The organism is Aggregatibacter kilianii (genome assembly GCF_003129965.1).
In the GTDB taxonomy this organism is placed as follows: Bacteria; Pseudomonadota; Gammaproteobacteria; order Enterobacterales; family Pasteurellaceae; genus Aggregatibacter; species Aggregatibacter kilianii_A.
Genome location: NZ_NRCJ01000020.1, coordinates 22730 through 44163, shown reverse-complemented (window position 1 = coordinate 44163; position 21434 = coordinate 22730). Strand labels below are relative to the sequence as shown.

Sequence of the window (21434 nt, the reverse complement as noted above, 5' to 3'; positions counted from 1 at the left end):
GGTTGATAATATTGACGGGAAAGCCCATTGATACCGTATTTTTCAAAGCGTTGCAACCAAGCCACGACGGAAGAATGGGAGGCGATGTGAAATCGTTGGGCGACCTCACGAATGCCCCAATGTGATTCTAAAATCAGTTTAATGATGTGATGTTTGAATTCGATTGAATAATGTTTGCCCATACAAATCTGCACCTTAATGAGTTGGTTTGGGTGTCCAACTTTTGGGGTGTAGATCAAAGTGCGGTTTGTTTTTTCTGCGTTTTTTATCTTCATAATGAACTGGTTAATTTTTTTGCAGTCATCAACGTAATCAAATAAAAAACTTGTTTTAACCCGAAAAGCTAGCTATCATTAGCGCACTTTTCATTGCGACCGTAGCTCAGTTGGTTAGAGCACCACCTTGACATGGTGGGGGTCACTGGTTCGAGTCCAGCCGGTCGCACCATCTTATCTTTTCTTACGATTCACTCCTATTTAATTTCATTTTTTATTTCTCCAAACCGGTCGAACTCTCTCTGATCTTTTGCTAAAATCAGCCGGAAAAACACCTTTCTTATGATTCTGTTTTTCATCGTTTTTATTTTGTCTCTGATTGGAAATCGCAATGGAAAATCAATCTTTTCTACAAAAATTCTTTAAATTAAACGAAAAAGGAACCTCGACAAAAACCGAAATTATTGCCGGGATCACCACCTTTTTCACCATGGTCTATATTGTCTTCGTGAACCCGTCCGTGTTGGGTGATGCGGGGATGGATAAGCAAGTCGTATTCGTGACCACCTGTTTAATCGCCGGTTTTGGCACGATCGCCATGGGCTTGTTCAGTAATTTACCCATCGCGTTGGCGCCGGCAATGGGCTTGAATGCGTTCTTTGCTTATGTGGTGGTGGGCAAGCTCGGCTATTCTTGGCAGGTGGGCATGGGCACGATTTTCTGGGGCTCCGTCGGCTTATTGTTATTAACCATTTTCCAAATCCGTTATTGGTTGATGGCGTCTATTCCGCTCAGTTTGCGTGTGGGTATCGGCGCGGGTATCGGTTTCTTTATCGCCTTAATCGGCTTTAAAAATATGGGGTTGGTGGTTGCGAACCCGCAAACCTTAGTTGCCTTGGGCGATTTACACAGCCCGCAAGTACTACTTGGCATTCTCGGCTTCTTTATTATCGTGGTATTGGCGGCACGCAATATTTATTCCGGCGTGTTAATTTCAATCGCTGCAGTGACCGCACTTGCCTTGTATTTTGATCCAAACGTGGCGTTCCACAGCCTGGTTTCCATGCCGCCGCCATTAACTCAAGTGGTAGGGCAGGTTGACATCGCAGGCGCGTTAGATACTGCACTGATCGGCATTATTTTCTCTTTCTTATTGGTAAATTTATTCGACTCTTCCGGCACCTTATTAGGCGTAACCGACAAAGCGGGCTTCAGTGATGAAAAAGGGCGTTTCCCGAAAATGAAACAAGCTTTGTATGTGGACAGTGCCAGCGCAGTGGTCGGTTCTTATATCGGCACCTCTGCCATCAGTACCTACATCGAAAGCGGCGCGGGTGTTTCTGTGGGCGGACGTACGGGCATGACGGCGGTTGTGGTCGGATTGTTGTTTTTGCTAACCATCTTCTTCTCGCCATTAGCGGGCATGGTGCCGGCGTATGCGACGGCAGGTGCGTTAGTTTATGTGGGTATTTTAATGGCATCCAGCTTAATTAAAGTGCAGTGGGACGACCTAACGGAAGCCACCCCCGCCTTTATTACCGCCGCCATGATGCCATTTACATACTCCATCACGGAGGGGATCGCCTTCGGTTTCATCAGCTATTGCGCGATGAAAGTGGGAACAGGACGTTGGCGTGAAGTTAACGCCCCGGTTTGGGTGGTTTCTGTATTGTTCTTGATTAAATTTATATGGATAGGTTAATCATTATGCAAAAAATTCTTTTTATCTTAAACGAATCGCCATACGGCAGTGAAAAAAGCTTCAACGGATTACGTTTCGCCGTTAATTTACAGGAAGAACATGGCAAAGAAGTGGAAATCAAAGTGTTCTGTTTCTCCGATTCGATTTTAAGCGGGCTCGCCGGTCAAAATCCGAACGAAGGTTCTAACGTGCAACAAGTCATCGAAATTCTGGTGGCACAAGGTGCAGAAATTAAACTTTGTACCAGTTGTGTCAAAGCGCGCGGTTTGTTAGACGCCAAACTTATTGACGGTGTGACACGCGGCACATTGGATGACGTATCCAATTGGACTTTATGGGCAGATAAAGTCATTAATTTCTAATAATGACATCGGGCGGAGTGAGTTCCGCCCTTATTTTATTCAACGTTTTTATTCATTTAACCTTAACCATGCAACAACTCAATCCGACTTCCATTCCGTTAAATGCCATTAGCCTTATTGAAGCCTCTGCCGGGACGGGCAAGACCTACACCATGGGGTCCCTTTATTTGCGTTTGCTATTACAGGCGGGGGAGAATGCGTTTCCGTACGCGTTAAACGTGGAGCAAATTTTGGTGGTGACTTTTACCGAAATGGCGACGGAAGAGCTGAAACGCAAAATTCGCGAGCGGATTTACGATGCCAAACAGAAATTGACCGCCTACCAACACACGCAGGACACGGCGGTATTTGAACAAGATGACTTTTTACGCGAATTAGCCGCCACCCTCACGGATTTACCCCTTGCCATTCAACGCCTGACATTGGCGGAACAAAACATGGATTTGGCGGCGATTTATACCATTCACGGATTTTGTCGCCGAATGCTTATGCAATATGCTTTCAATTCGGGCATTCATTTCAATTTAGAATTAAGTGGCGAAGAAGACGAATTGTTGTTGCATTTGTCGCAGAAAATCTGGCGGGAGCATTTCTATTCGCAACCTTATGCCGTCGCCGAATTTATTCAGAAAAATCTGGTTTCACCGAGCCATATCATTTCAACCGTTAAAAAATTTGCCGGCACGGAATTAAAACTCCCGAAAAATCGACCGCACTTTTTTGACGGATCGCTGGCTGAATTTCTTCCGAAACTTGCCGATTATTCACAAGCACTAAAAACACAAATCGCGGAAGTAAAACGGGATTGGTTAGCAAATGAAGAGGACATTGCGACGCTAATTGAAACGGAAGTCAACACCAAATATAAAAATGCCAAAGAACAAAAATTAAACCGTCGCAGTTTCACCTCTGCAAATCGCCCGAAATGGCTTGCCGCCATGAAGCATTGGGCGGAAAACGAGGCGGCGGATTTCCCGGACTGTTTTTACCGCTTCGGGCAAGCTGCGATGAATGAACAAAAAGGCGAGGAAGCCCAAGACGCTCTGACCCATCCGCTTTTTGCCGAAATTGACGAATTATTGGCACTGTCCGCGCAGCAAACGTTGCTGTCTCAAGCCTTATGGTTTCATTACTTACAGGTGCTAAATGCGCAACTGGTGGAATACAAACTCAACCACAGCGAAAAAAGTTTTAACGATTTGTTGCGTTTGTTGAAAGAGGCGTTGTATCACCCGAATAATGCGGAATTTGCCCGACTGATTCGTTATCAATTTCCCTTCGCCATGATTGACGAGTTTCAAGACACGGACGCGGTGCAATATCAGATTTTTGCCAAAATCTATGTGGAACAGCCGCCATCTGATAATCCGCCTGATAAAGGCTTTATTATGATTGGCGACCCGAAACAGGCGATTTATAAATTTCGTGGCGCCGACATTTTTACCTATTTCCAAGCCGCCCGCCAGGCGCAGCACCGTTTCAATTTAGCGAAAAATTATCGCTCCCATAAAAACGTGGTGGAATGCGTCAATCGCTTGTTTGATTTTGCCGAACCGCCGCCGTTTTTATACAAAGATATTCAATTTATCCTGGTTGCTGCCCGAACGGATCATGCGCAATTTTGCTTGAATGGCGAGGTGGAGCCCGCCGTGCGTTTTTATGTGGACGAGGCTTCCGTGAAAGAAAATATGGCGAGAGCCTGCGCCGTTTCCATTCAACATTGGCTGCAAAGTGCGGTAGAAAATGCCGCCGTTTTTCGTGATGACGGGCAGCCCGTGGAAAAAACGGAAAAAATGGAAAAAACGCTGAAACCGGAAAGTGTCGCCGTGTTGGTGCGCAGCCGTAAAGAAGCCGAGTTGGTGAAAAACGAATTGCGTCGCCTAGGCATTGCTTCCGTGTATTTGTCGGAAGACAGCAACGTGTTCGATAGCCACGCGGCAAAAGATTTGTTATTGATTTTAACCGCCTGCCTCAATCCGTTTTCCGAACGCCACATTTTGAATGCCGTCGCCACCGCTATTTTTGCCCAGACGGCTACCGACATTCAGCAAATTCGCATGGACGAAAACCGCTGGGAACATTGGGTGGAGAAGTTTATTCATTACCAAAGAACCTGGCAAAAACAGGGCGTGTTGGTGATGTTGCACCAATTGTTCCTGCAGGAAAAAATCACCGAAAAACTCTATCCCACCGTGGACGGCAAGCGTCTGGTGACGGATTTGCTGCATTTGGCGGAATTATTGCAGGAAGCGGCGACGCTCAATGAAAGCGAAGCGGCATTGTTACGTTGGTTTGAAAAGCAAATTCAGGGCGAAGATCGGCAAAAAGAACAACTGGTGCGGTTGGAAAGCGAATTACAGTTGGTCAAAATCGTCACCATTCATAAATCCAAAGGCTTGGAATACGACCTGGTTTGGTTGCCGTTTATCGGCTATTCCACCACATTTCGGGCGGATCGCATTGCCACTTATTACGATGAGACGCAGGAAGCGGTGCTGTGGGATTTTGATAAAACCCATGGCGATTTGGTGCAACAGGAAGATTTTGCCGAGCAGTTACGCTTGCTTTATGTGGCGCTGACCCGCGCAAAATATCAGCTGGTCATCGGCGTGCCGAAAACCTTTGAGAAGAAGTGGAGCAGTTTGTTATATGTGCTGACGCAAGGGGAAATCGGCGCGAACGACAAGCCGAATGCCTACGACAGCGCCCCCTTATTGGCAAAACTTGCCGAACGTGCACCGCAAGGTAGCGTGCAGATTTCCGACGCGACGGCGTTAAAACCCTTAGCGTTGCAAGCTCATACGGAAAACCCAACGCCGTTATTGGCGGCAACATTCACCGGCAACATTGAACAAAACTGGACGGTCACCAGCTTCAGTGCCATTGAGGCGGTTCATCAAACTAAAAAATATTACAAAGCGCAACAGGCAGCGGAAAGTGCGGTCGATTTTCCAAGTGTTTTTGATGCGGGAAAAGATTACGATTTTAACGAGCAAACAGCAGAAATAGTGTCGGAAACTACAAGCCATGAATCCGCCTATCCTTTCGGCTATTCGCCTTTTGATTTCCCGCACGGCATTAAAATCGGCACAGCATTACACCGTTTCTTGGAGAAATACGATTTTAGCCAGCCGCTGAACGAGGAAAAAATCCAAAAACTCTGCCAATGGTTACAGTTAGAGGAAACTTGGCTGCCGTCCTTGCAACAATGGATACGCGCCATTTTGCATACGCCATTAAGCGCCGATGATCCGACATTAAAACTGGTGAATTTATCCCCTCGGGATTGCGTGAAAGAAATGCAGTTTTATTTGAAATTAAATCGGGTATTCGATGTGGCTGCGTTTAATCGGGCATTGCAACAACATCACCATTTGCCGTCGGAAGCCCTGCAATTTGAATCGGTTAAAGGAATGTTACGCGGTTTTATGGATTTGGTGTTTAGCCATAATGGCAAATATTATCTGCTGGATTACAAATCCAATTTCCTCGGCGTGGAACCGCAGAATTATGTTGGCACAAGCCTTGAGCAAGCCATATTGGCGAACCATTATGATTGGCAATATTTATTTTACACGTTGGCGCTACACCGTTATTTGCAACAACGTGACGCCAACTACGATTACGAAACCCATTTCGGCGGCGTGTTTTATTGTTTTTTACGCGGCATGAACGGCGAAAATCAACAGGGCGTGTTTTTCGATAAACCGGATTACGCGTTGATTCAGGCGTTGGAGGATTTGTTCTGATGTTAACTTTATTATCCCAACTTAAAGAAAAAGGCATTATCAACGCCGCCGATTACTATTTTGCCGAACTGATTCATCGTAAACAGCAACCGTACCGTTATGCGCCTGCCGTGCAAAATTTGGCAGTGCTTCTGGCGGCGTTATGCAATTTCAGTTACCGCCAAGGCAACACCTGTATTTTGCTGAACCAAGCGACGGAGCAGGATTTGTTCGGTTTACAGGATTATTTCAACGAGCGCGTTTATTTAGCTGAAATTCAGCAGAAAATTGATTATTTGCCCGTCGTTCAATGGCAGGCGACATTGCAGGAAGCGCAACACATCGCTTTCACCGCCGCGCCGTTGCAACAAATTGCGCCCTTGGTGTTGCAGTTTAACCGCCTGTATTTTTATCGCATTTGGCAAGATGAATTTCGTATCGCTGATTACTTCAAAAGTGCGGTGCGTTTTCAGACTGTTTTTTCAGCCGAACAAACAACACAAATCGCACCGATCCTCAATCGCTATTTTCATGAAGAACAAGGCATCGACTGGCAAAAAATTGCTGTGGCAATGGCATTGCGCCAACGTTTTTGTTTAATCACAGGCGGGCCGGGGACGGGCAAAACTACCACCGTCACCAAGCTGTTATTGACCTTACAAGAACTTCATCAAAACAGCTTGCGCATTAAACTGGTCGCGCCTACGGGAAAAGCGGCGGCACGTTTAACGGAATCCATTGTGGACGCGGTGGATCGTTTAAAACAGGCGTTTTCATTAGATCAACACCGGCGGGAAATTATCGACAATTTGCACATTCCCATGAGTGCGGAAACGATCCATCGTCTGCTCGGCGTGCGTTTTTTCAGCGAAGAAACCCGCTATCACGCGGATAACCCGTTGCCACTGGATGTGTTGGTGGTGGATGAAGCCTCCATGATCGATTTAACCTTAATGGCGAAATTGCTCAACGCGCTAAAACCGGAAACCAAGTTAATTTTGTTGGGGGACAAAGATCAGCTCGCTTCTGTGGAAGCCGGCGCAATTTTGGGCGAATTGGGGCGTTTCGTGAACCCGGCACAACCGACATATAGCGTGGCAATGGCGCAATATTTACAGGCGACGACAGGGATTGCCTTGCTGTCGGCGGAAAACGTAAATCCTATCAGCGACAGCATTTGTTATTTACAGGTCAGCCGTCGTTTCGGCGCTAATCCGGAAGTAGGGGCGTTGGCGACCACAGTGAATTCGGGCAACGCGGCGGAAAGCTGGCGATTATTACAACAATATCAGCAAAATCAACAGAAAAACTGTGGTGTGTATTTAACGGATTTTGCATATTATTTAAACAATAAAGAAGACATTCAACAACGCAAAGCCTGCGTGAAATTGATCGTGGAGCGTGCTACCGAAGAATATGCCCGCTACTTACAACAAATTCCGTCCGATGGCGTCGTTAACGAAGAAAAAGTGCGGTCGATTTTTGCGGCGTTTAACGGAAGCCGTTTTTTGACGGCATTGCGCGTGGGCGAATTCGGCGTGGAGCAGTTAAACCTTGCCATCGCGGAAAAATTGCGCCAAAAACGCTTGCTGCAATTTCATCAGGAACGGGAATGGTATGTCGGCAAGCCGATTATGGTGACGCAAAACGATAGCAATGTCAGCTTGTATAACGGCGACATCGGCATTTATCTCGGCAACGGTCGGGTGTGGTTCGAATTAGGGCAGAACAGTTACAAAACCGTTCTGGCAAGCCGCGTGCCGAATCATGAAACGGCGTTTGCAATGACCGTGCACAAATCCCAAGGCTCGGAATTCCCGCATACTTTCCTGATTTTACCCTTGGAAAACAGCCCCGTACTTTCCAAAGAACTGGTTTACACCGGCATTACCCGCACCAAAGATTTTCTCACGGTGTTTGCGTTGCAAAGCGTGTGGGAAAGTGCGGTGAAAAATCCGGTGCAACGGCAAAGCGGATTAGGGGAGTTATTGGCATTGCAGATGAGTGATAGTTAAATATTGAAGATATATGAAGAAGGAAAAGCCATGTTAAATTGCCCTTACTGTCAGAAAAACGTTTTTACGTTGACCAAATCGGTGAGCAAAATTACCGAATGTTCCCATTGCCATAAACCGGTGAAAGCCAAATTTCGTTTGAAGAAAGGCTTGTTATTTGCCGTTCCGCTATTTTTCATCGGCGCGGTGCTCGCCGTGACGCAACATAAACCCTGGATCAACACCGTGACAGGCGTCTTTGCCGGATTTATTTTGGTGTATGGCGGGTATGAGTTTGAGAAGGGCGAATAATTTATATCTAAGTGCCTTTTGAATTATTTTTATTCATAAAGTTTTTGTACATTAAATTAGCCTTCCGACATATTTTTATGTATAATCTCGCGACCCTGTGAATGCTGCGGATTCCCACCGCGCATTATTTTGTTGAGATCGCACTCGAAGGGGTGAGGATTAAGATAACTGGTTGTGCTTTTTTAAGCACTGGGTATTAATATTATTATATTGGTAATTAATTAATGAAAACTTTTGTAGCAAAACCAGAAACGGTTCAACGCGACTGGTATGTAGTAGATGCGACAGGTAAAACTTTAGGTCGTTTGGCGACTGAATTAGCGCGTCGTCTTCGTGGTAAACATAAAGCTGAATATACTCCGCACGTTGATACCGGTGATTACATCATCGTGATTAACGCGGACAAAGTTGCTGTCACCGGTAACAAAGAAAGCGATAAAATTTACTACTGGCACACAGGCTATGTAGGCGGTATCAAACAAGCGACTTTCAAAGAAATGATCGCGCGCCGTCCTGAAGCAGTGATTGAAATTGCGGTTAAAGGTATGTTGCCGAAAGGTCCATTAGGCCGTGCAATGTTCCGCAAATTAAAAGTGTATGCGGGTAGCGAACACCAACACGCTGCACAACAACCACAAGTATTAGACATTTAATCACGAGGTTTAGGATATGGCAGAGAATCAAAACTACGGCACAGGTCGCCGCAAAAGCTCTTCAGCTCGTGTATTTATCAAACCGGGCAATGGTAAGATTGTTATCAACCAACGTGAATTAGACGTGTACTTCGGTCGCGAAACTGCCCGCATGGTGGTTCGTCAACCGTTAGAATTGGTTGAATTAACTGATAAATTAGACCTATACATCACCGTTAAAGGTGGCGGTATTTCCGGTCAAGCGGGTGCAATCCGTCATGGTATTACCCGTGCATTGATGGAATACGATGAAACCCTACGTCCTGCGCTTCGTGCAGCAGGCTTCGTGACTCGTGACGCACGTCGCGTTGAACGTAAAAAAGTGGGTTTGCACAAAGCACGTCGTCGTCCACAATACTCAAAACGTTAATTTTTATACGTTTTACGAAAAGCAGAGAGCAATCTCTGCTTTTTTTATATGGAAAATTTGGTAAAAAGTGCGGTCGGTTTTGGCGGTGTTTTTACAGACCGAATTAAAAAAGGTCGCATACAATGCGACCCTACATTTGAGATTTTTATCAGGTATAAAATAGTGCTTGTGCGTAGGTCGCATTGCATGCGACCGTTGTTGCTCAATTAAAAATCAATAGACGCATTAATTGAGAATGTACGTGGCGCACCGGCAACTAAATAACCGGAACCCGGGTATCCGCCCACAGATTCCCAGTATTTTTTGTTGGTTAAGTTATCAATACGGGCGCGTAAGGTCACCGGCGTTTCACCCATCATCACAATATAACGTGCACCCACATCCAAGCGTGTCCAGCCTTTCACTTTTTGCGTATTTTGCGCGTTAGCGTAGCTTGAACCGGTGTAGGTCACTCGAGATTCAAGAGTTAAGCCTTCCAATGCCGATAAATCGTATTCAACACCAAGGTTGCCTTGGAATTTCGGTACACCGATAGTGTATTTGCCATCGGTAGCGGAGGCACCGGTATCACGTTGTTTGGCATGTAAGAAAGTCACACCGCCCAATAAACGGGTATTTTCTGTGACTTGACCGTACAGGTTTAATTCCGCACCGTCGTGACGATCTTTGCCTTTGGTGGTAAAGAAATTGTTTTCGTCTAAGTAACCGCGTGGTTTTTCCGTGGAGAATAGCGCCAAACTTGCCCCGAAACCGCCTTGCGATTCATATTTCAAACCAATTTCTTTTTGTTTGGAAACGTAAGGGCTTTGGGTTTGCCCTTGATTTACTGCTCGACTTGGCGCGGTTTCACCTTGAGATAAGCTTTCGATATAGTTTGCATAGGCAGAAACTTCAGGTGTGAATCGATATACGATACCTAAACTTGGGCTAATGTGGGCTTCTTTGTAATATGCGCTTTGCGCTCCCGTATTATAGGCAAAATCTTTTGAAACAATCTGTTGCCAACGGGCACCAAGCATGACTTGTAAGGTTTTATCTAAGAAAGATAAAGTATCACCAATAGCGATGCTGTTTAATACGGTGCGATGTTGTAATGCCGGAGAGTTCAGATCATTTCCGCGATAAGCGTCGGAAAATGGTGTCAGAGGTTGAGTTGTGATTGGATTATATAGATTGGTTGCAAAGGTATTATAGATTGTTGATTGTGAAGCCGCGTCCCATCTGGCATCCATAAAATACGCATTTTTCCGTTTTTCCTGATAACGATTTGCCGAAACAACCACTTCATGTCCTACCGGACCCGTTTCAAAATGGCTTTTTAAACCGACTTCGCCAGTATGAATAATATTGCGGCGGGTATTATCGAAACGATATTCCGTACCGTCGCCATTTGTGTTATTGACCGTTAAATTCGCCAACACATTGGCTTCTTTTCCGTCACGGAAGCCGTAAGCGGCATAACCGGTTAAATTCGGTAGAAAATCATATTCGGCGCGCACGGTGCCGAAAACATCACGTTCCTCGGAATACGTCCACGGTTGCGCCCAGTTGGTTGTGCCTTTCGGTGCACTCGGCACATCGGTTAAGGTAGAAGCCAAGGTAACGCTCGGGCGCGGATTGCTCAGATAATTCTTTTGATAGCCCAGATCCGCCGAAACCCGCGCCTTTTCGCCTTTCCAGTCCAGTCCTAAATGGAACACGGTATTGCGCGCTTTATCATTATCGATAGCACCTTCGCCTTCAGTGTGCGCCGCGTTAAAACGTACGCCGAATTCTTTGTTATCGCCGAAACGACGGGAAATATCTGAGCCTAAATTGGTCCGTTCTCTGGTGCTGTAGCCGATGTTAAAACGGTTTAAATCTTCCGCTTGCGCCCGTTTCGGCACTAACGCGATGGTTCCGCCGATAGAGCCGCCGCCTGGCGCCATGCCGTTTAAGAAAGCGGAGGCGCCGCGTTGCACTTCCACACGTTCAAACATTTCTGACGCCACATATTGGCGCGGCAATAAGCCGTATAATCCGTTGTATAAAATATCGTCGGAATTAGTGACGAAACCACGCATAAAATAGGATTCTTGGAAATTGCCGTAACCTCTTGCCACGCGTACAGACGGATCGTTACGCAACACATCGGCAACACTGCGCGCTTGTTTGTCTTGAATGAATTTATTGGTGTAGGCGGTGGTGGAGAACGGATTCTCTAAATTTGCTTTATTACCCAAAATCCCCGCGCGACTGCCTGCCGCCACTTGTCCGCCTGCGAACTCGTGAGTTAAACCTTGCTGTGAAGCATCGGCGCTGACTTCAATCGCATCCAGTTGTTGCGTTTCTTCCGCATGGGCGGAATTCACTGAAAATAGCACCGCACTTGCGATGGTGCTGTAAATAAATCGTTTCTTCATAAGGAATTCTCCTAAATAAATGTGAAATTAAGTCGTTAAGCGACCTTTAAGGTTTTCGGTGAGTCCTGTCGAAAACAGCACTCACATAGAAAATCGTCGAGTGTTATACCTTCCGCATCATAAACAGGAAATACGTCCCGCCTAATAATGTTGCCACCAAACCCGCCGGGATTTCATACGGGAACAACAGTTGGCGCCCGAGCCAGTCGGCGAATAGCATGATCGTGCAGCCTAAGAGGGCAGAAATCAGTAATTGTGCTTTGGCTTTGTGTACCCCTAAAAACGAGGTTAGGTGCGGCACCAATAAGCCGATAAAGCTTAACGGACCGATCATTAATGTGGCGATGGCGGTTAGCACAGCGCTGAAAATAATTAAAATCCAACGGGTATGTTTAATATTGAGCCCCAAGGCTTGCGCCATCGGTGCCCGTAAGGTTAATAATTCCAGCCAGCGACTGAAAATCAGGCTGCACGCCAATAAAACCAAACTCAGCAGAATAAAAGGCTCGGCAAGGCTCGGATCGACATTTTGCGTGGAGCCGGAAGTCCAGGCGATTAATTGGTTGGCGCGCGGATCGCCGCCCGCAATGGCGATGCTTTTCATGGTAACGAATAGCGCGGACAGGCTAATCCCCGTCAGCAGGACTTTTTCCGGCAACATACCGTTGCGCTGATTAATTGCCGATAAAATAAATAAGGTCAGAATGGCGCCGCCGATACCTGCCAGCCAGAACCAAAATGGTTGATGGGCGGGAAGCAGGAAAATTAACAGCAAAATCCCCATACCGGCGCCGGAAGATACACCCAATAATTCGGGGCTTGCCATGGGGTTCAGGGTGAGACGTTGCAGCAAGACGCCGGCGACGGAAAGCAAAATGCCGGCACACACGGCGACTAAAACACGCGGATAGCGCAGCTCAAGGATGTCCTGTCCGAAGAGATTATTGACATCTGCGACCGCCCATTGTCCATGCGCGCCTTTGCCGATGAGCAGGGAAACGACGGCGCTTAACGCGAACAGAGCGAGTAGCAGCCAAATAAAGTGCGGTCGAAATTCACGGTGTTTTTGCCCGCCGGATTCCGTTAAGCGCCCCGTATGCGGCAAGGCGCGGAACATCAACCAAAGCAATAACGGCGTGCCTAATAAGGCGGTGACGGCGCCCGTCGGGAAGCTGACATGATAATAAAAGTTCACCAATTGCAAAATCACATCGGTGATGGCGAGTAACAACGCGCCCAACATGAAGGCGCTGATCAGTTGCCATTTTAAGGTGCGCACGCCCAGTTGACGGACGATGGTTGCCGCCGCCAAACCCACAAACCCAAGCATGCCTACCGCGCTGACTACGGAGGCGATTAAATAGGCACTGATCACCACGCCGATAAAACGCAATTTGCCGACGGGGACGCCCAGACTTTGGGCGTTGCTGTCGTTTAAAGTCAAAATAGTGAGCGGGCGAATCAATAAAAAAATAATCAAAAAACCGACCGCACTTTGAGCCAACAATCCTTGGCTGTCGCGCCAGCTTTCCTGCACCAACGAACCCGCGCCCCATTGCGCCAAGCCGCGCGATTCTTCGGGGTAAAACAACATCATCATGTCGGTGAAAGAGCCGAAATACAGGTTCACCACCAAACCGGCGAGAATTAATAATAACGGCGACAAGGTCTTACGCGCCGCCAAGCCCATCACTAACAACAGGCTAAGTCCCGCGCCGAGCAGGGCGATAAATCCCGCGCCGTATTCTAAAAGTTGCGGGGCGAAAATTGCCGTGAGAAATAAACCGAATTGTGCGCCGCTGCTGATCCCAAGGGTGCTGTCAGAAGCCAATGGATTACTCATCACCTGTTGCAACAACAGGCTGGCGAACGCCAAACTTCCGCCCGCCAGTAACGCCATGCAAAGGCGCGGCAGGGTGTAGCTTTGCACCAATAAAATAGCAAGATCGTCGTTGGCGCGGAATAAATCCGTTAAATGGGCTTCGGCAGGCAGTTGCAAATGTAATAATGCGCCGCTTAACAGAATAAATATCAGGCTTAACGCGAATATTAAAAGATTACTGCGATTTACCATGTTTCACCTCCGTGCAATAAGCCCTCGGCGAATACATGGGCGAAACGTTGAGCGGACGGAATGGCGCCGAAAGTCCACACCGCAGGCAAAATCAACGGCTCTTTCGCCAACGGCAAATGTTGCCATAAGGTATTGTGAGTCAGTGCCGCGGCTATGTTGGACGGGTAAGGCTTAATCACCACAAAACGGGTGTTTTTCGGCAATTTCGCCAGTTCGGTAATTTCAATATTTTGAAAGCCCCAATAATTAACCTCGGGCTGATAAGCATTGCTGAAGCCGAGCTGTTGCGCCACCGCACCGAACAGGCTATTTTCACCGTAAATGCGCAAATGGCGGGTGTCGATAAATTGCACCAACGCCACAGGGCGATCGGTAAAGGCGCTTAATTGCGGACGCAATTGTTGAATGTTCTGTTGATATTGTTTCAGTAGATGTTCCACCGCCTGCGGTTTCCGAATAATTTCGCCGATGCGTTGAGTGGCGCTGACCACGTTATCCCAAGCTTTGCCTTCTTTGTAAAAATCGACGTTATACACTTCACCGTAAGGACGTAACTTTTCATTCAGTGACGCATAGAAATTGCTGTTAATAAAAACGAGAGGTTGAGCTTGCAGGCTATGTGACAGGGTAGAAATCAGTTCGAAATTCGGTTGCAGACGAATGCCTAAATCCACGGTGCTTTCCGGCAATTTGGGTTCCATCACCCAGGTTTGATAACTTTGCATATCGCCCACGGCAAGCGGTTTTTCATCTAAGGCGATTAAGGTTTCCGCCACCGACCAATCCACGGTGGCATAACCGGTTTGCGGTTCGCCGGCGACGGCATAAAAAGCACAAAGCGAGCCGAAAAGTGCGGTCAGTTTTTTCAGTGAATTTTTGATTGGACTTTTCATTAATAAAAACTCACAGGTCGATGGGTTTCCGGGTGTTCGATAACATTTAAGCGAATCCCGTAAATGGCTTCCAAAGAAGGCGTATTGACGATTTGTTGCGCATCGCCTTGCGCCAGCAGTTTGCCGCTGTGCAGCGCCACCAGATGATCGCAAAAACGCGCGGCGAGGTTGATGTCATGAATCACAATGACCACGCCGAGTTTGAGCTCACGGCTTAATTTATGCACCAGTTGCATCACTTCCACCTGATGGGCAATATCCAGCGCCGCAAGGGGTTCGTCCAATAACAAAAAACGGCTTTGCTGCGCCAACAACATCGCCAGCCAAATGCGTGAACGTTCGCCGCCGGACAGGGTATCCACCAGCTGATCAGCGAATTTTTCCGTGTGAGTGAGTTTCAGCGCCTGCTCAATCGCCTGTTTGTCCGCTTCCGTTTCACGTCCGAATAAACCGTTCCAGGCATAGCGCCCCATGCCGATCAGCTCTCGGGCAGTAAGATTGGTGGCGGTTGGCAAATGTTGCGGCAAGTAGGCGACGCGTTTAGCGAAATCACGGCTGCTCCAATGCGAAATGTCTTTGTTATCCAATAAAATCGACCCGCCGTTGGCTTTAGTTTGACGTGCCATGAGTTTAATTAAGGTGGATTTGCCAGAACCGTTGTGCCCGATTAAGCCGTATACTTTGCCTGTTTCAAAGGTGAGCGAAAGCGGGAAAAGCAGGGTGCGTTGAGGAATTGAAAAAGAAATTTGATCGAGTTGAAACACGGGGTTACCCCAAAAATAAATAGCACAAAATTCGCGCAATCTTATATGAAAACCATTCTTATTTCAATTTAAAGCTGAATTGTTTAAGTGGTGAACCGCGATGAAGAAAAGTGCGGTGCTTTTTCAGAATGTTTTTACGTTCTGTCAAGCCTTGTTATAATGCACGCCATTTTTAGAGAACATGAAGGCGAAATATGAAAATTGCATTGGGTGTGGAGTACGACGGAAAACATTATTTTGGCTGGCAGCGACAGGAAAAAGTCGCCAGCGTACAGGCGGAACTGGAACGGGCGATTTCCACCGTTGCCAATGAGGACATCGGTATTTTCTGTGCCGGTCGCACGGATTCCGGCGTGCACGCCACTGGACAGGTTATTCATTTTGAAACCAATGCCGCACGCCCGGAAAAAGCTTGGAGTTTCGGTGTGAATGCTAATCTGCCCGACGACATCGCCGTGCGATGGGCAAAAATCGTGGACGATGATTTCCACGCCCGTTTCAGTGCTACGGCACGGCGTTACCGTTACATTTTATATTGCAACAAACTGCGCTCGGCGATTTTGCCGCAGGGCGTCACCCATTGCCATTTGGCGCTCGATCACCAATTAATGCACCGGGCGGGACAGGTGTTACTCGGCGAAAATGATTTCAGCTCCTTCCGCGCCGCCCAATGCCAATCCAACACGCCATGGCGCAACGTACATCATCTGAACGTCACCCGTCAGGGGCAATACGTTATCGTGGATATCCAAGCCAATGCTTTTGTGCATCACATGGTACGCAATATCGTCGGTAGCCTGATTGAAGTGGGGTGCGGCAATCAACCGGTGGAATGGTTGGCGTGGTTATTAGCGCAAAAAGACCGTACTCTCGCCGCGCCCACCGCCAAACCGGAAGGATTGTATTTAGTGAATGTGATTTATTCAGACAAGTTTGAGTTGCCGAAAATGCCCATGGGGCCGTTGTTTTTGGCGGATTAAGCCCAAAAACATCTTGAAAAACGACCGCACTTTTTGATTCACCACTAAAATAAGGAACAACCATGAGATTTCTACCAACATTTTTTATCGCAACACTTTTCGCCGCCGGCCTTCCGCAAATCGCTTTGGCGCAAGACACCAAAACCTTACCGATTGACGAGTTGATTCAACGTGCCGAACAGGGCAATGCGGAAGCACAGTTTCATCTTGGTAATAAATATTACAACGGAAAAGACATAAAGCAGGATTCAGCCGAAGCGTTTAAATGGTATAAAAAAGCGGCGGAACAGGGTTATGCTAAAGCCCAATTTAACCTTGGCAGTGCTTATAGTTTCGGTCGAGGCACCGCACAAAATGATGAAGAGGCCGTAAAATGGTATCGCAAATCTGCAGAACAGGGTGTGCCGAATGCGCAATTTAACCTTGGTAATGCTTATTTGAAAGGTAAAGGGGTAAAACAAGATCATGTTGAGGCGTTCGACTGGTTTAAAAAAGCGGCAGAGCAGGGCTATGCCAATGCGCAATATAATCTTGGCAATGCTTATAGTTTTGGTCAGGGCATAAAACAAAATAATGAAGAAGCCGTAAAATGGTATCGCAAAGCTGCAGAACAAGGCGTCGCTGTAGCGCAATTTAATCTTGCGGATGCCTATTATCACGGCGAGGGTGTGAAACAGGATTATGCCGAGGCGTTTAAATGGTTTCAAAAGGCGGCGGAACAAGGCTATGTCAAAGCCCAATTTAACCTTAGTATGCTTTATGAGGATGGACATGGTGTCGCATAAAATCGTACCTTAGCCCAAAACTGGTTTGGCAAGGCTTGTAATAATGGTGATGTCAAAGGCTGTGCGGCATACCAACGACTCATTCACACGGAAAAATAAGTGTTAAAATAGATTGAAATTATGACCGCACTTTAATTCTTCCCCGGGAATGGAGGAAATTAAGGAAAACGGCAAAATCTATGTTGTAGGAAGATATGAAGTCGCTTTCGGCGCCACCCAACAATAATCCTGCTTACTTTAACCCATAATCTGCCGCAGCCGTGCGGCAGATTTTTTCTTATAGCCAAACTTTAGCTAGCTATAAGAAAAAGCAGACTTAAAGTCTGCTTTTTGCTTTGTTATAAACGAAATTCCGCTCGCGTTTTCCGACAGCGATCACTTTAACGACAATGCGTTCATCAATGACTTGATAAACCAACCGATACCCCACATTGCGCAATTTTATTTTGTAGCAATCTTTCATGCAGTGTAATTTGCGGAATTCTTTTTCGGATGACGGGATAAATTCAATGGCATAAGTCATCGTAGCAAATCCTCTAAATCCACAGGATAGCTTTCTTCATGCTGGCGTTCTTCCACGATTTTTGCCAATTCGGCATCGTCGGCGAGTTCCATCAGATATTCATAAATCGCAGGCGGGACAGAATAGAAAGCGGGTTCGTTACGGTTTAAAATCGCCAGCGGTTTTCCGTCGGCCTCACGAAGCACTGCCATCGGGTTGGTTTTTAGTTCGGTAATGCTGGCGACAATATCGGTTAATACAAGACTTGTCATAATCCTCTCCCTTAAAAGACAGTTTATTGAGGCGAATAATAGCGATTTTTATGGGGTTGCTCAATATCAGAAAGGGAAAAGTGCGGTCGTTTTTCGAGATAAATTTGCGTATTGAAGTTCTGTGAACGTAGATAAAAAGATGCACATCAGGGGACGTGCATCATTTGTACCAATATTGATCTTATCAATTACCACCAACCCAACAACTTCATCCATAACCCACCTACACCGAACCAGATGATGAGTGAAACGATGGAAGTGACGAAACTGACTCCCCACCATTGACCGGTTGAGTTATAACCCGAGCCGTAAAGTGCAGGGCCGGGGCCGCCGGCGTATTGGGTTAAGCTCATGGAGAGGGTGGAGGTGTAGCCTAAGCCGAGGGCGGCGATGATCGGTGGGGTGCCGACCGCGATGGCTGCTGCGACGAATGCCAGATACATGGCGGAGATGTGCGCCATGGCGGAGGCAAAGAAGTAGCGGGTATAGAAATACACCAAGACTAAAATCGTAAAGGCGACCGGCCAACTGAACGCGCCGACGGAAGAGGAAATGTGGCTGGAGATCCAGGCGATGGCGCCGTATTTATTTAAGGCATTCGCCATCATCACCAACACCGCAAACCAGAACATGGTGTCCCAAGCGGTAGTTTCGGCAACGATGTTTTTCCAGCTCATGATGTTGGTAAGTAATAAAATTACCAAACCGATAAAGGCGGAAACCGTCGCCGGAATATGGAAGACCAAATCGCCCACCGTCCATAAGAACAGCAATAAAATGAAATCTAACGCTAAAATCCATTCCGCTTTGCTCATCGGACCCATGTTACGCAATTCTTCACGCGCCATTTCCGCCATTTTCGGTGTGTCTTTGAGTTCCGGCGGGTAGATTAAATAAACGAAATATGGCAATACGATGAGGCTGATCACGCCCGGTACGATGGCGCCCAGAAACCATGTCATCCAAGTGATTTCAACGCCTTGCCCTTTGGCGAGCTCTGCGATTAACGGGTTGCCCGCCATGGCGGTGAGGAACATGGTGCACACGATAGTGTCGATTTGCGACACGGCGATGGCGAGAAACGCGCCTGCACGTCTGGCGGTCGGACCGGGTTTAGAATCATAGGCATCGGCAATGGACTGCATGATCGGATACATAATACCGCCGCCACGGGCAGAAGCGGACGGAATACCCGGGCCGATAACCACATCAGCTAATGCCATACCGTAAGCCACGCCCATCATTTTTTTACCGAAGCGCGCAACGAAATAGAGCGCAATGTGTTTGCCCAAGCCGGTTTTGATCACCGCGCGGGATAAAAACATGGCAATGGCAATTAACCAGATTGTGCCGTTGGCGAAGCCCGATAACATGCCCACCTCGCCTTTGCCCGGCGATAACGGCGTTAAACCGGTTAAGCCGCTAACGACCAAGGCGACCAAGGTTGCCGCGCCCATGGGCATAGCTTTGGCGATAATCGCCACAATGGTTGCAACGAACAGGGCAAGCATGCCCCAAGCTTTGGCGGATAGCCCTTCCGGCGTCGGAATCAACCAAATCGCCAAACCGACCAGCACGGCAAGCAATAATCCCTGCCATTTGAAGCCGAGTTTGACTTCCACCGGCGTTATTGTTTTACCTTCCATTTATAACTCCTAAGGTGTGTGAACAATCATTGTCGAGATAGGCATCTCGATGGCGAATAATCCGTTATTCAATTTCTATTCCTTTGAGCCATAATATGCCTGTATTGAAAGAATGTTAAGATAAGGCTTAATAAAATTAGGGTTATTCATACCTTTCTTATAAAACGGGCGTAAAATACTTTGCTCACAACGAAAAGGGAAACAACATGGCAAAACAAGATTTAGCTAAACAGGTATTTGATTATGTCTTGAAACAATACGGCACGCAGCCCGAACACCTTTGGAAAACCTACCCCGATTATGCCGTGTTGCGCCATCAGGATAATCGCAAATGGTATGCCATTCTCATGAATGTGGAAAAAGCGTCATTAGGGCTGACCGGCGCGGGGAAAATCCCTGTGATGAACGTGAAATGTTCCCCTGAAATGCTCAGCTTGTTTTTGCCGCAGAAGGGTTTTCTGCCGACGTATCACATGAATAAAAATCACTGGCTGACTATTTTGCTGGATGGTTCTGTGGATAAAGAAACGATGTTGTTTTTGCTCAATGCCAGCTTCGATCTCACCGCCACCCGACCGACAAAAAAGAAACTGGGTATCGCCCGTTATACGGAATGGATCGTACCCGCCAATCCGAAATATTACGACGTGGAAAAAGACTTGCGCGAAGGCGGCGAAATTTATTGGAAACAGAGCAATAATATCGCCGTGGACGACATCGTGTATATGTACGTCACCGAACCCACCGGCGCCATTCGCTACAAATGCCTGGTGCTGGAAGTGAATATTCCGTACCGCAAAAAACGCACGGACGATTTACAGGTGAAACGAGTCATGAAAATTCGTTGTCTGAAAGAATACGACAAAACCCTGATCCCCCGCGCAAAAATAGCACAATTCGGCGTCACCGCCGTCCGCGGACCACGACATATGCCGTATGCGTTGAAGCAGGAAATTGAGGCGTTGAGCGGGGAGTTGAGCAAGGAAGGGGACGAGCGCTAAAAAACGTTTTGAAAACAAACCGCACTTGTAGGGTGGGTTTGCTAACCCACCACCCTACGTATAGATAAAGTGTGGTCGTTTTTTACGGCGTTTTTCAAGGAGACATTATGCGAAGTTATCAAGACAAAAGTGAATTGATTGAAGCTATTCAAACATCGTTACAAAAATATTTGCTTGAATTTGAAGATATTGACGAATCAATGAAAGATCAGCGTTTGATCGCTGAGGATAAAACACCTTCCGAACATTTGTCTTATCAATTGGGTTGGGTGAATTCGTTGCTCGGTTGGGAACGTGATGAACAGGTAGGAAAAACCGTACATACGCCGGCGGAGGGATATAAATGGAATCATCTCGGCGAGCTGTATCAACATTTTTATCATGTTTACAGTAAATATTCTTTAGCGGAACAACAGCGTTTATTGAAACAGTCCGTGGCGAAATTATACACTTGGATCGACACCTTAAGTGAAACCGAATTATTTCAACCTGAACAACGTCGTTGGGCAACTACATCTGCCAAATGGGCGTTATGGAAATGGATTCATATAAATACGGTGGCGCCATTTACCAATTTTCGCAGTAAGATCCGGAAATGGAAGAAGGTGGCGGGGTTATGAAACACGCTAAAAACAAACAGAATTTTGTAGGAGCGGACCCTGTGCCCGCCCGTGAATGCCCCGTTGAAATTCGGGCGGGCACAGGACCCGCCCCTACGAATGAAAAGTGCGGTTATTTTT

Annotated in this window: 19 protein-coding genes and 1 tRNA gene; 12 read left to right on the top strand and 8 right to left on the bottom strand. The window is 47.0% G+C overall.

Annotated features, from left to right (window positions below; translation table 11 throughout):
• Positions 1-182: helix-turn-helix domain-containing protein (locus DK430_RS12385; RefSeq protein ID WP_162616850.1), on the bottom strand; the 182-nt coding region annotated here is incomplete at its 3' end.
• A gap of 188 nt (positions 183-370) precedes the next feature.
• Between DK430_RS12385 and DK430_RS12380 the strand changes: the two genes are divergently transcribed.
• The 8 genes from DK430_RS12380 (at position 371) to rpsI (ending at position 9375) form a co-directional block, all read left to right on the top strand.
• Positions 371-447, top strand: a tRNA-Val gene (locus tag DK430_RS12380).
• Between the two features lie 159 nt (positions 448-606).
• A complete protein-coding gene (locus DK430_RS12375) occupies positions 607-1917 on the top strand; it encodes an NCS2 family permease (RefSeq protein WP_109079363.1) in 1311 nt (436 codons plus the stop codon).
• 5 nt (positions 1918-1922) lie between these two features.
• Positions 1923-2279 carry a DsrE/DsrF/TusD sulfur relay family protein gene (locus tag DK430_RS12370; RefSeq protein ID WP_109079362.1) on the top strand — a complete coding sequence of 119 codons (357 nt, stop codon included), beginning with the start codon at positions 1923-1925 and terminating at the stop codon, positions 2277-2279.
• 68 nt (positions 2280-2347) lie between these two features.
• On the top strand, positions 2348-6028 hold the full coding sequence (gene recB / locus DK430_RS12365; protein WP_109079364.1) for an exodeoxyribonuclease V subunit beta: 3681 nt from the start codon (positions 2348-2350) through the stop codon (positions 6026-6028).
• The gene (gene recD, locus DK430_RS12360) at positions 6028-8022 is read left to right on the top strand and encodes an exodeoxyribonuclease V subunit alpha (RefSeq protein ID WP_109079361.1); all 1995 of its coding nucleotides are present in this window, start codon (positions 6028-6030) and stop codon (positions 8020-8022) included. The genes recB and recD overlap by 1 nt, the downstream gene beginning before the upstream one ends.
• 30 nt (positions 8023-8052) lie before the next feature.
• Positions 8053-8313 (top strand): hypothetical protein, encoded by a 261-nt coding sequence (locus DK430_RS12355; protein ID WP_109079360.1) that lies wholly within the window; start codon positions 8053-8055, stop codon positions 8311-8313.
• Between the two features lie 224 nt (positions 8314-8537).
• Positions 8538-8966 (top strand): 50S ribosomal protein L13, encoded by a 429-nt coding sequence (gene rplM / locus DK430_RS12350; protein ID WP_109079359.1) that lies wholly within the window; start codon positions 8538-8540, stop codon positions 8964-8966.
• A 16-nt stretch (positions 8967-8982) separates the two neighbouring features.
• A complete protein-coding gene (gene rpsI / locus DK430_RS12345; RefSeq protein ID WP_006718334.1) occupies positions 8983-9375 on the top strand; it encodes a 30S ribosomal protein S9 in 393 nt (130 codons plus the stop codon).
• Positions 9376-9581: 206 nt separating this feature from the next.
• Here the strand turns inward: rpsI and DK430_RS12340 are convergent, their stop codons facing one another.
• The 4 genes from DK430_RS12340 to DK430_RS12325 form a co-directional block, all read right to left on the bottom strand.
• Positions 9582-11777 carry a TonB-dependent receptor gene (locus DK430_RS12340; protein ID WP_109079358.1) on the bottom strand — a complete coding sequence of 732 codons (2196 nt, stop codon included), beginning with the start codon at positions 11775-11777 and terminating at the stop codon, positions 9582-9584.
• Positions 11778-11880: 103 nt separating this feature from the next.
• The gene (gene fhuB / locus DK430_RS12335; protein ID WP_109079357.1) at positions 11881-13851 is read right to left on the bottom strand and encodes a Fe(3+)-hydroxamate ABC transporter permease FhuB; all 1971 of its coding nucleotides are present in this window, start codon (positions 13849-13851) and stop codon (positions 11881-11883) included.
• On the bottom strand, positions 13845-14744 hold the full coding sequence (locus DK430_RS12330) for an ABC transporter substrate-binding protein (RefSeq protein ID WP_109079356.1): 900 nt from the start codon (positions 14742-14744) through the stop codon (positions 13845-13847). The genes fhuB and DK430_RS12330 overlap by 7 nt, the downstream gene beginning before the upstream one ends.
• Positions 14744-15508 (bottom strand): ABC transporter ATP-binding protein, encoded by a 765-nt coding sequence (locus DK430_RS12325; protein WP_109079355.1) that lies wholly within the window; start codon positions 15506-15508, stop codon positions 14744-14746. The genes DK430_RS12330 and DK430_RS12325 overlap by 1 nt, the downstream gene beginning before the upstream one ends.
• Before the next feature lie 194 nt (positions 15509-15702).
• Here DK430_RS12325 and truA point away from each other — a divergent pair, with 194 nt between their 5' ends.
• Together truA and DK430_RS12315 are read left to right on the top strand one after the other, a co-directional pair.
• Positions 15703-16488: a tRNA pseudouridine(38-40) synthase TruA gene (gene truA / locus DK430_RS12320; protein WP_109079354.1), complete on the top strand. Its 786-nt coding sequence runs from the start codon at positions 15703-15705 to the stop codon at positions 16486-16488.
• A 62-nt stretch (positions 16489-16550) separates the two neighbouring features.
• Positions 16551-17273 carry a tetratricopeptide repeat protein gene (locus DK430_RS12315; RefSeq protein ID WP_239496822.1) on the top strand — a complete coding sequence of 241 codons (723 nt, stop codon included), beginning with the start codon at positions 16551-16553 and terminating at the stop codon, positions 17271-17273.
• A 316-nt stretch (positions 17274-17589) separates the two neighbouring features.
• On the opposite strand, the gene DK430_RS12310 is transcribed toward DK430_RS12315, so the two are convergent.
• The 3 genes from DK430_RS12310 to DK430_RS12300 form a co-directional block, all read right to left on the bottom strand.
• Complete coding sequence (locus DK430_RS12310) at positions 17590-17796, bottom strand: type II toxin-antitoxin system RelE family toxin (RefSeq protein WP_109079353.1); 207 nt, start codon at positions 17794-17796, stop codon at positions 17590-17592.
• Positions 17793-18047, bottom strand: coding sequence for a type II toxin-antitoxin system Phd/YefM family antitoxin (locus DK430_RS12305; RefSeq protein ID WP_109079352.1), 255 nt, complete (start codon positions 18045-18047; stop codon positions 17793-17795). The genes DK430_RS12310 and DK430_RS12305 overlap by 4 nt, the downstream gene beginning before the upstream one ends.
• A gap of 188 nt (positions 18048-18235) precedes the next feature.
• Positions 18236-19693, bottom strand: coding sequence for a DASS family sodium-coupled anion symporter (locus DK430_RS12300; RefSeq protein WP_109079351.1), 1458 nt, complete (start codon positions 19691-19693; stop codon positions 18236-18238).
• A 206-nt stretch (positions 19694-19899) separates the two neighbouring features.
• Between DK430_RS12300 and DK430_RS12295 the strand changes: the two genes are divergently transcribed.
• Together DK430_RS12295 and DK430_RS12290 are read left to right on the top strand one after the other, a co-directional pair.
• A complete protein-coding gene (locus DK430_RS12295) occupies positions 19900-20694 on the top strand; it encodes an MmcQ/YjbR family DNA-binding protein (RefSeq protein ID WP_109079350.1) in 795 nt (264 codons plus the stop codon).
• A 107-nt stretch (positions 20695-20801) separates the two neighbouring features.
• Entirely contained in the window at positions 20802-21314 is a 513-nt protein-coding gene (locus tag DK430_RS12290) for a ClbS/DfsB family four-helix bundle protein (RefSeq protein ID WP_109079349.1), read from the top strand.
• The last annotated feature ends 120 nt before the right edge of the window (positions 21315-21434 follow it).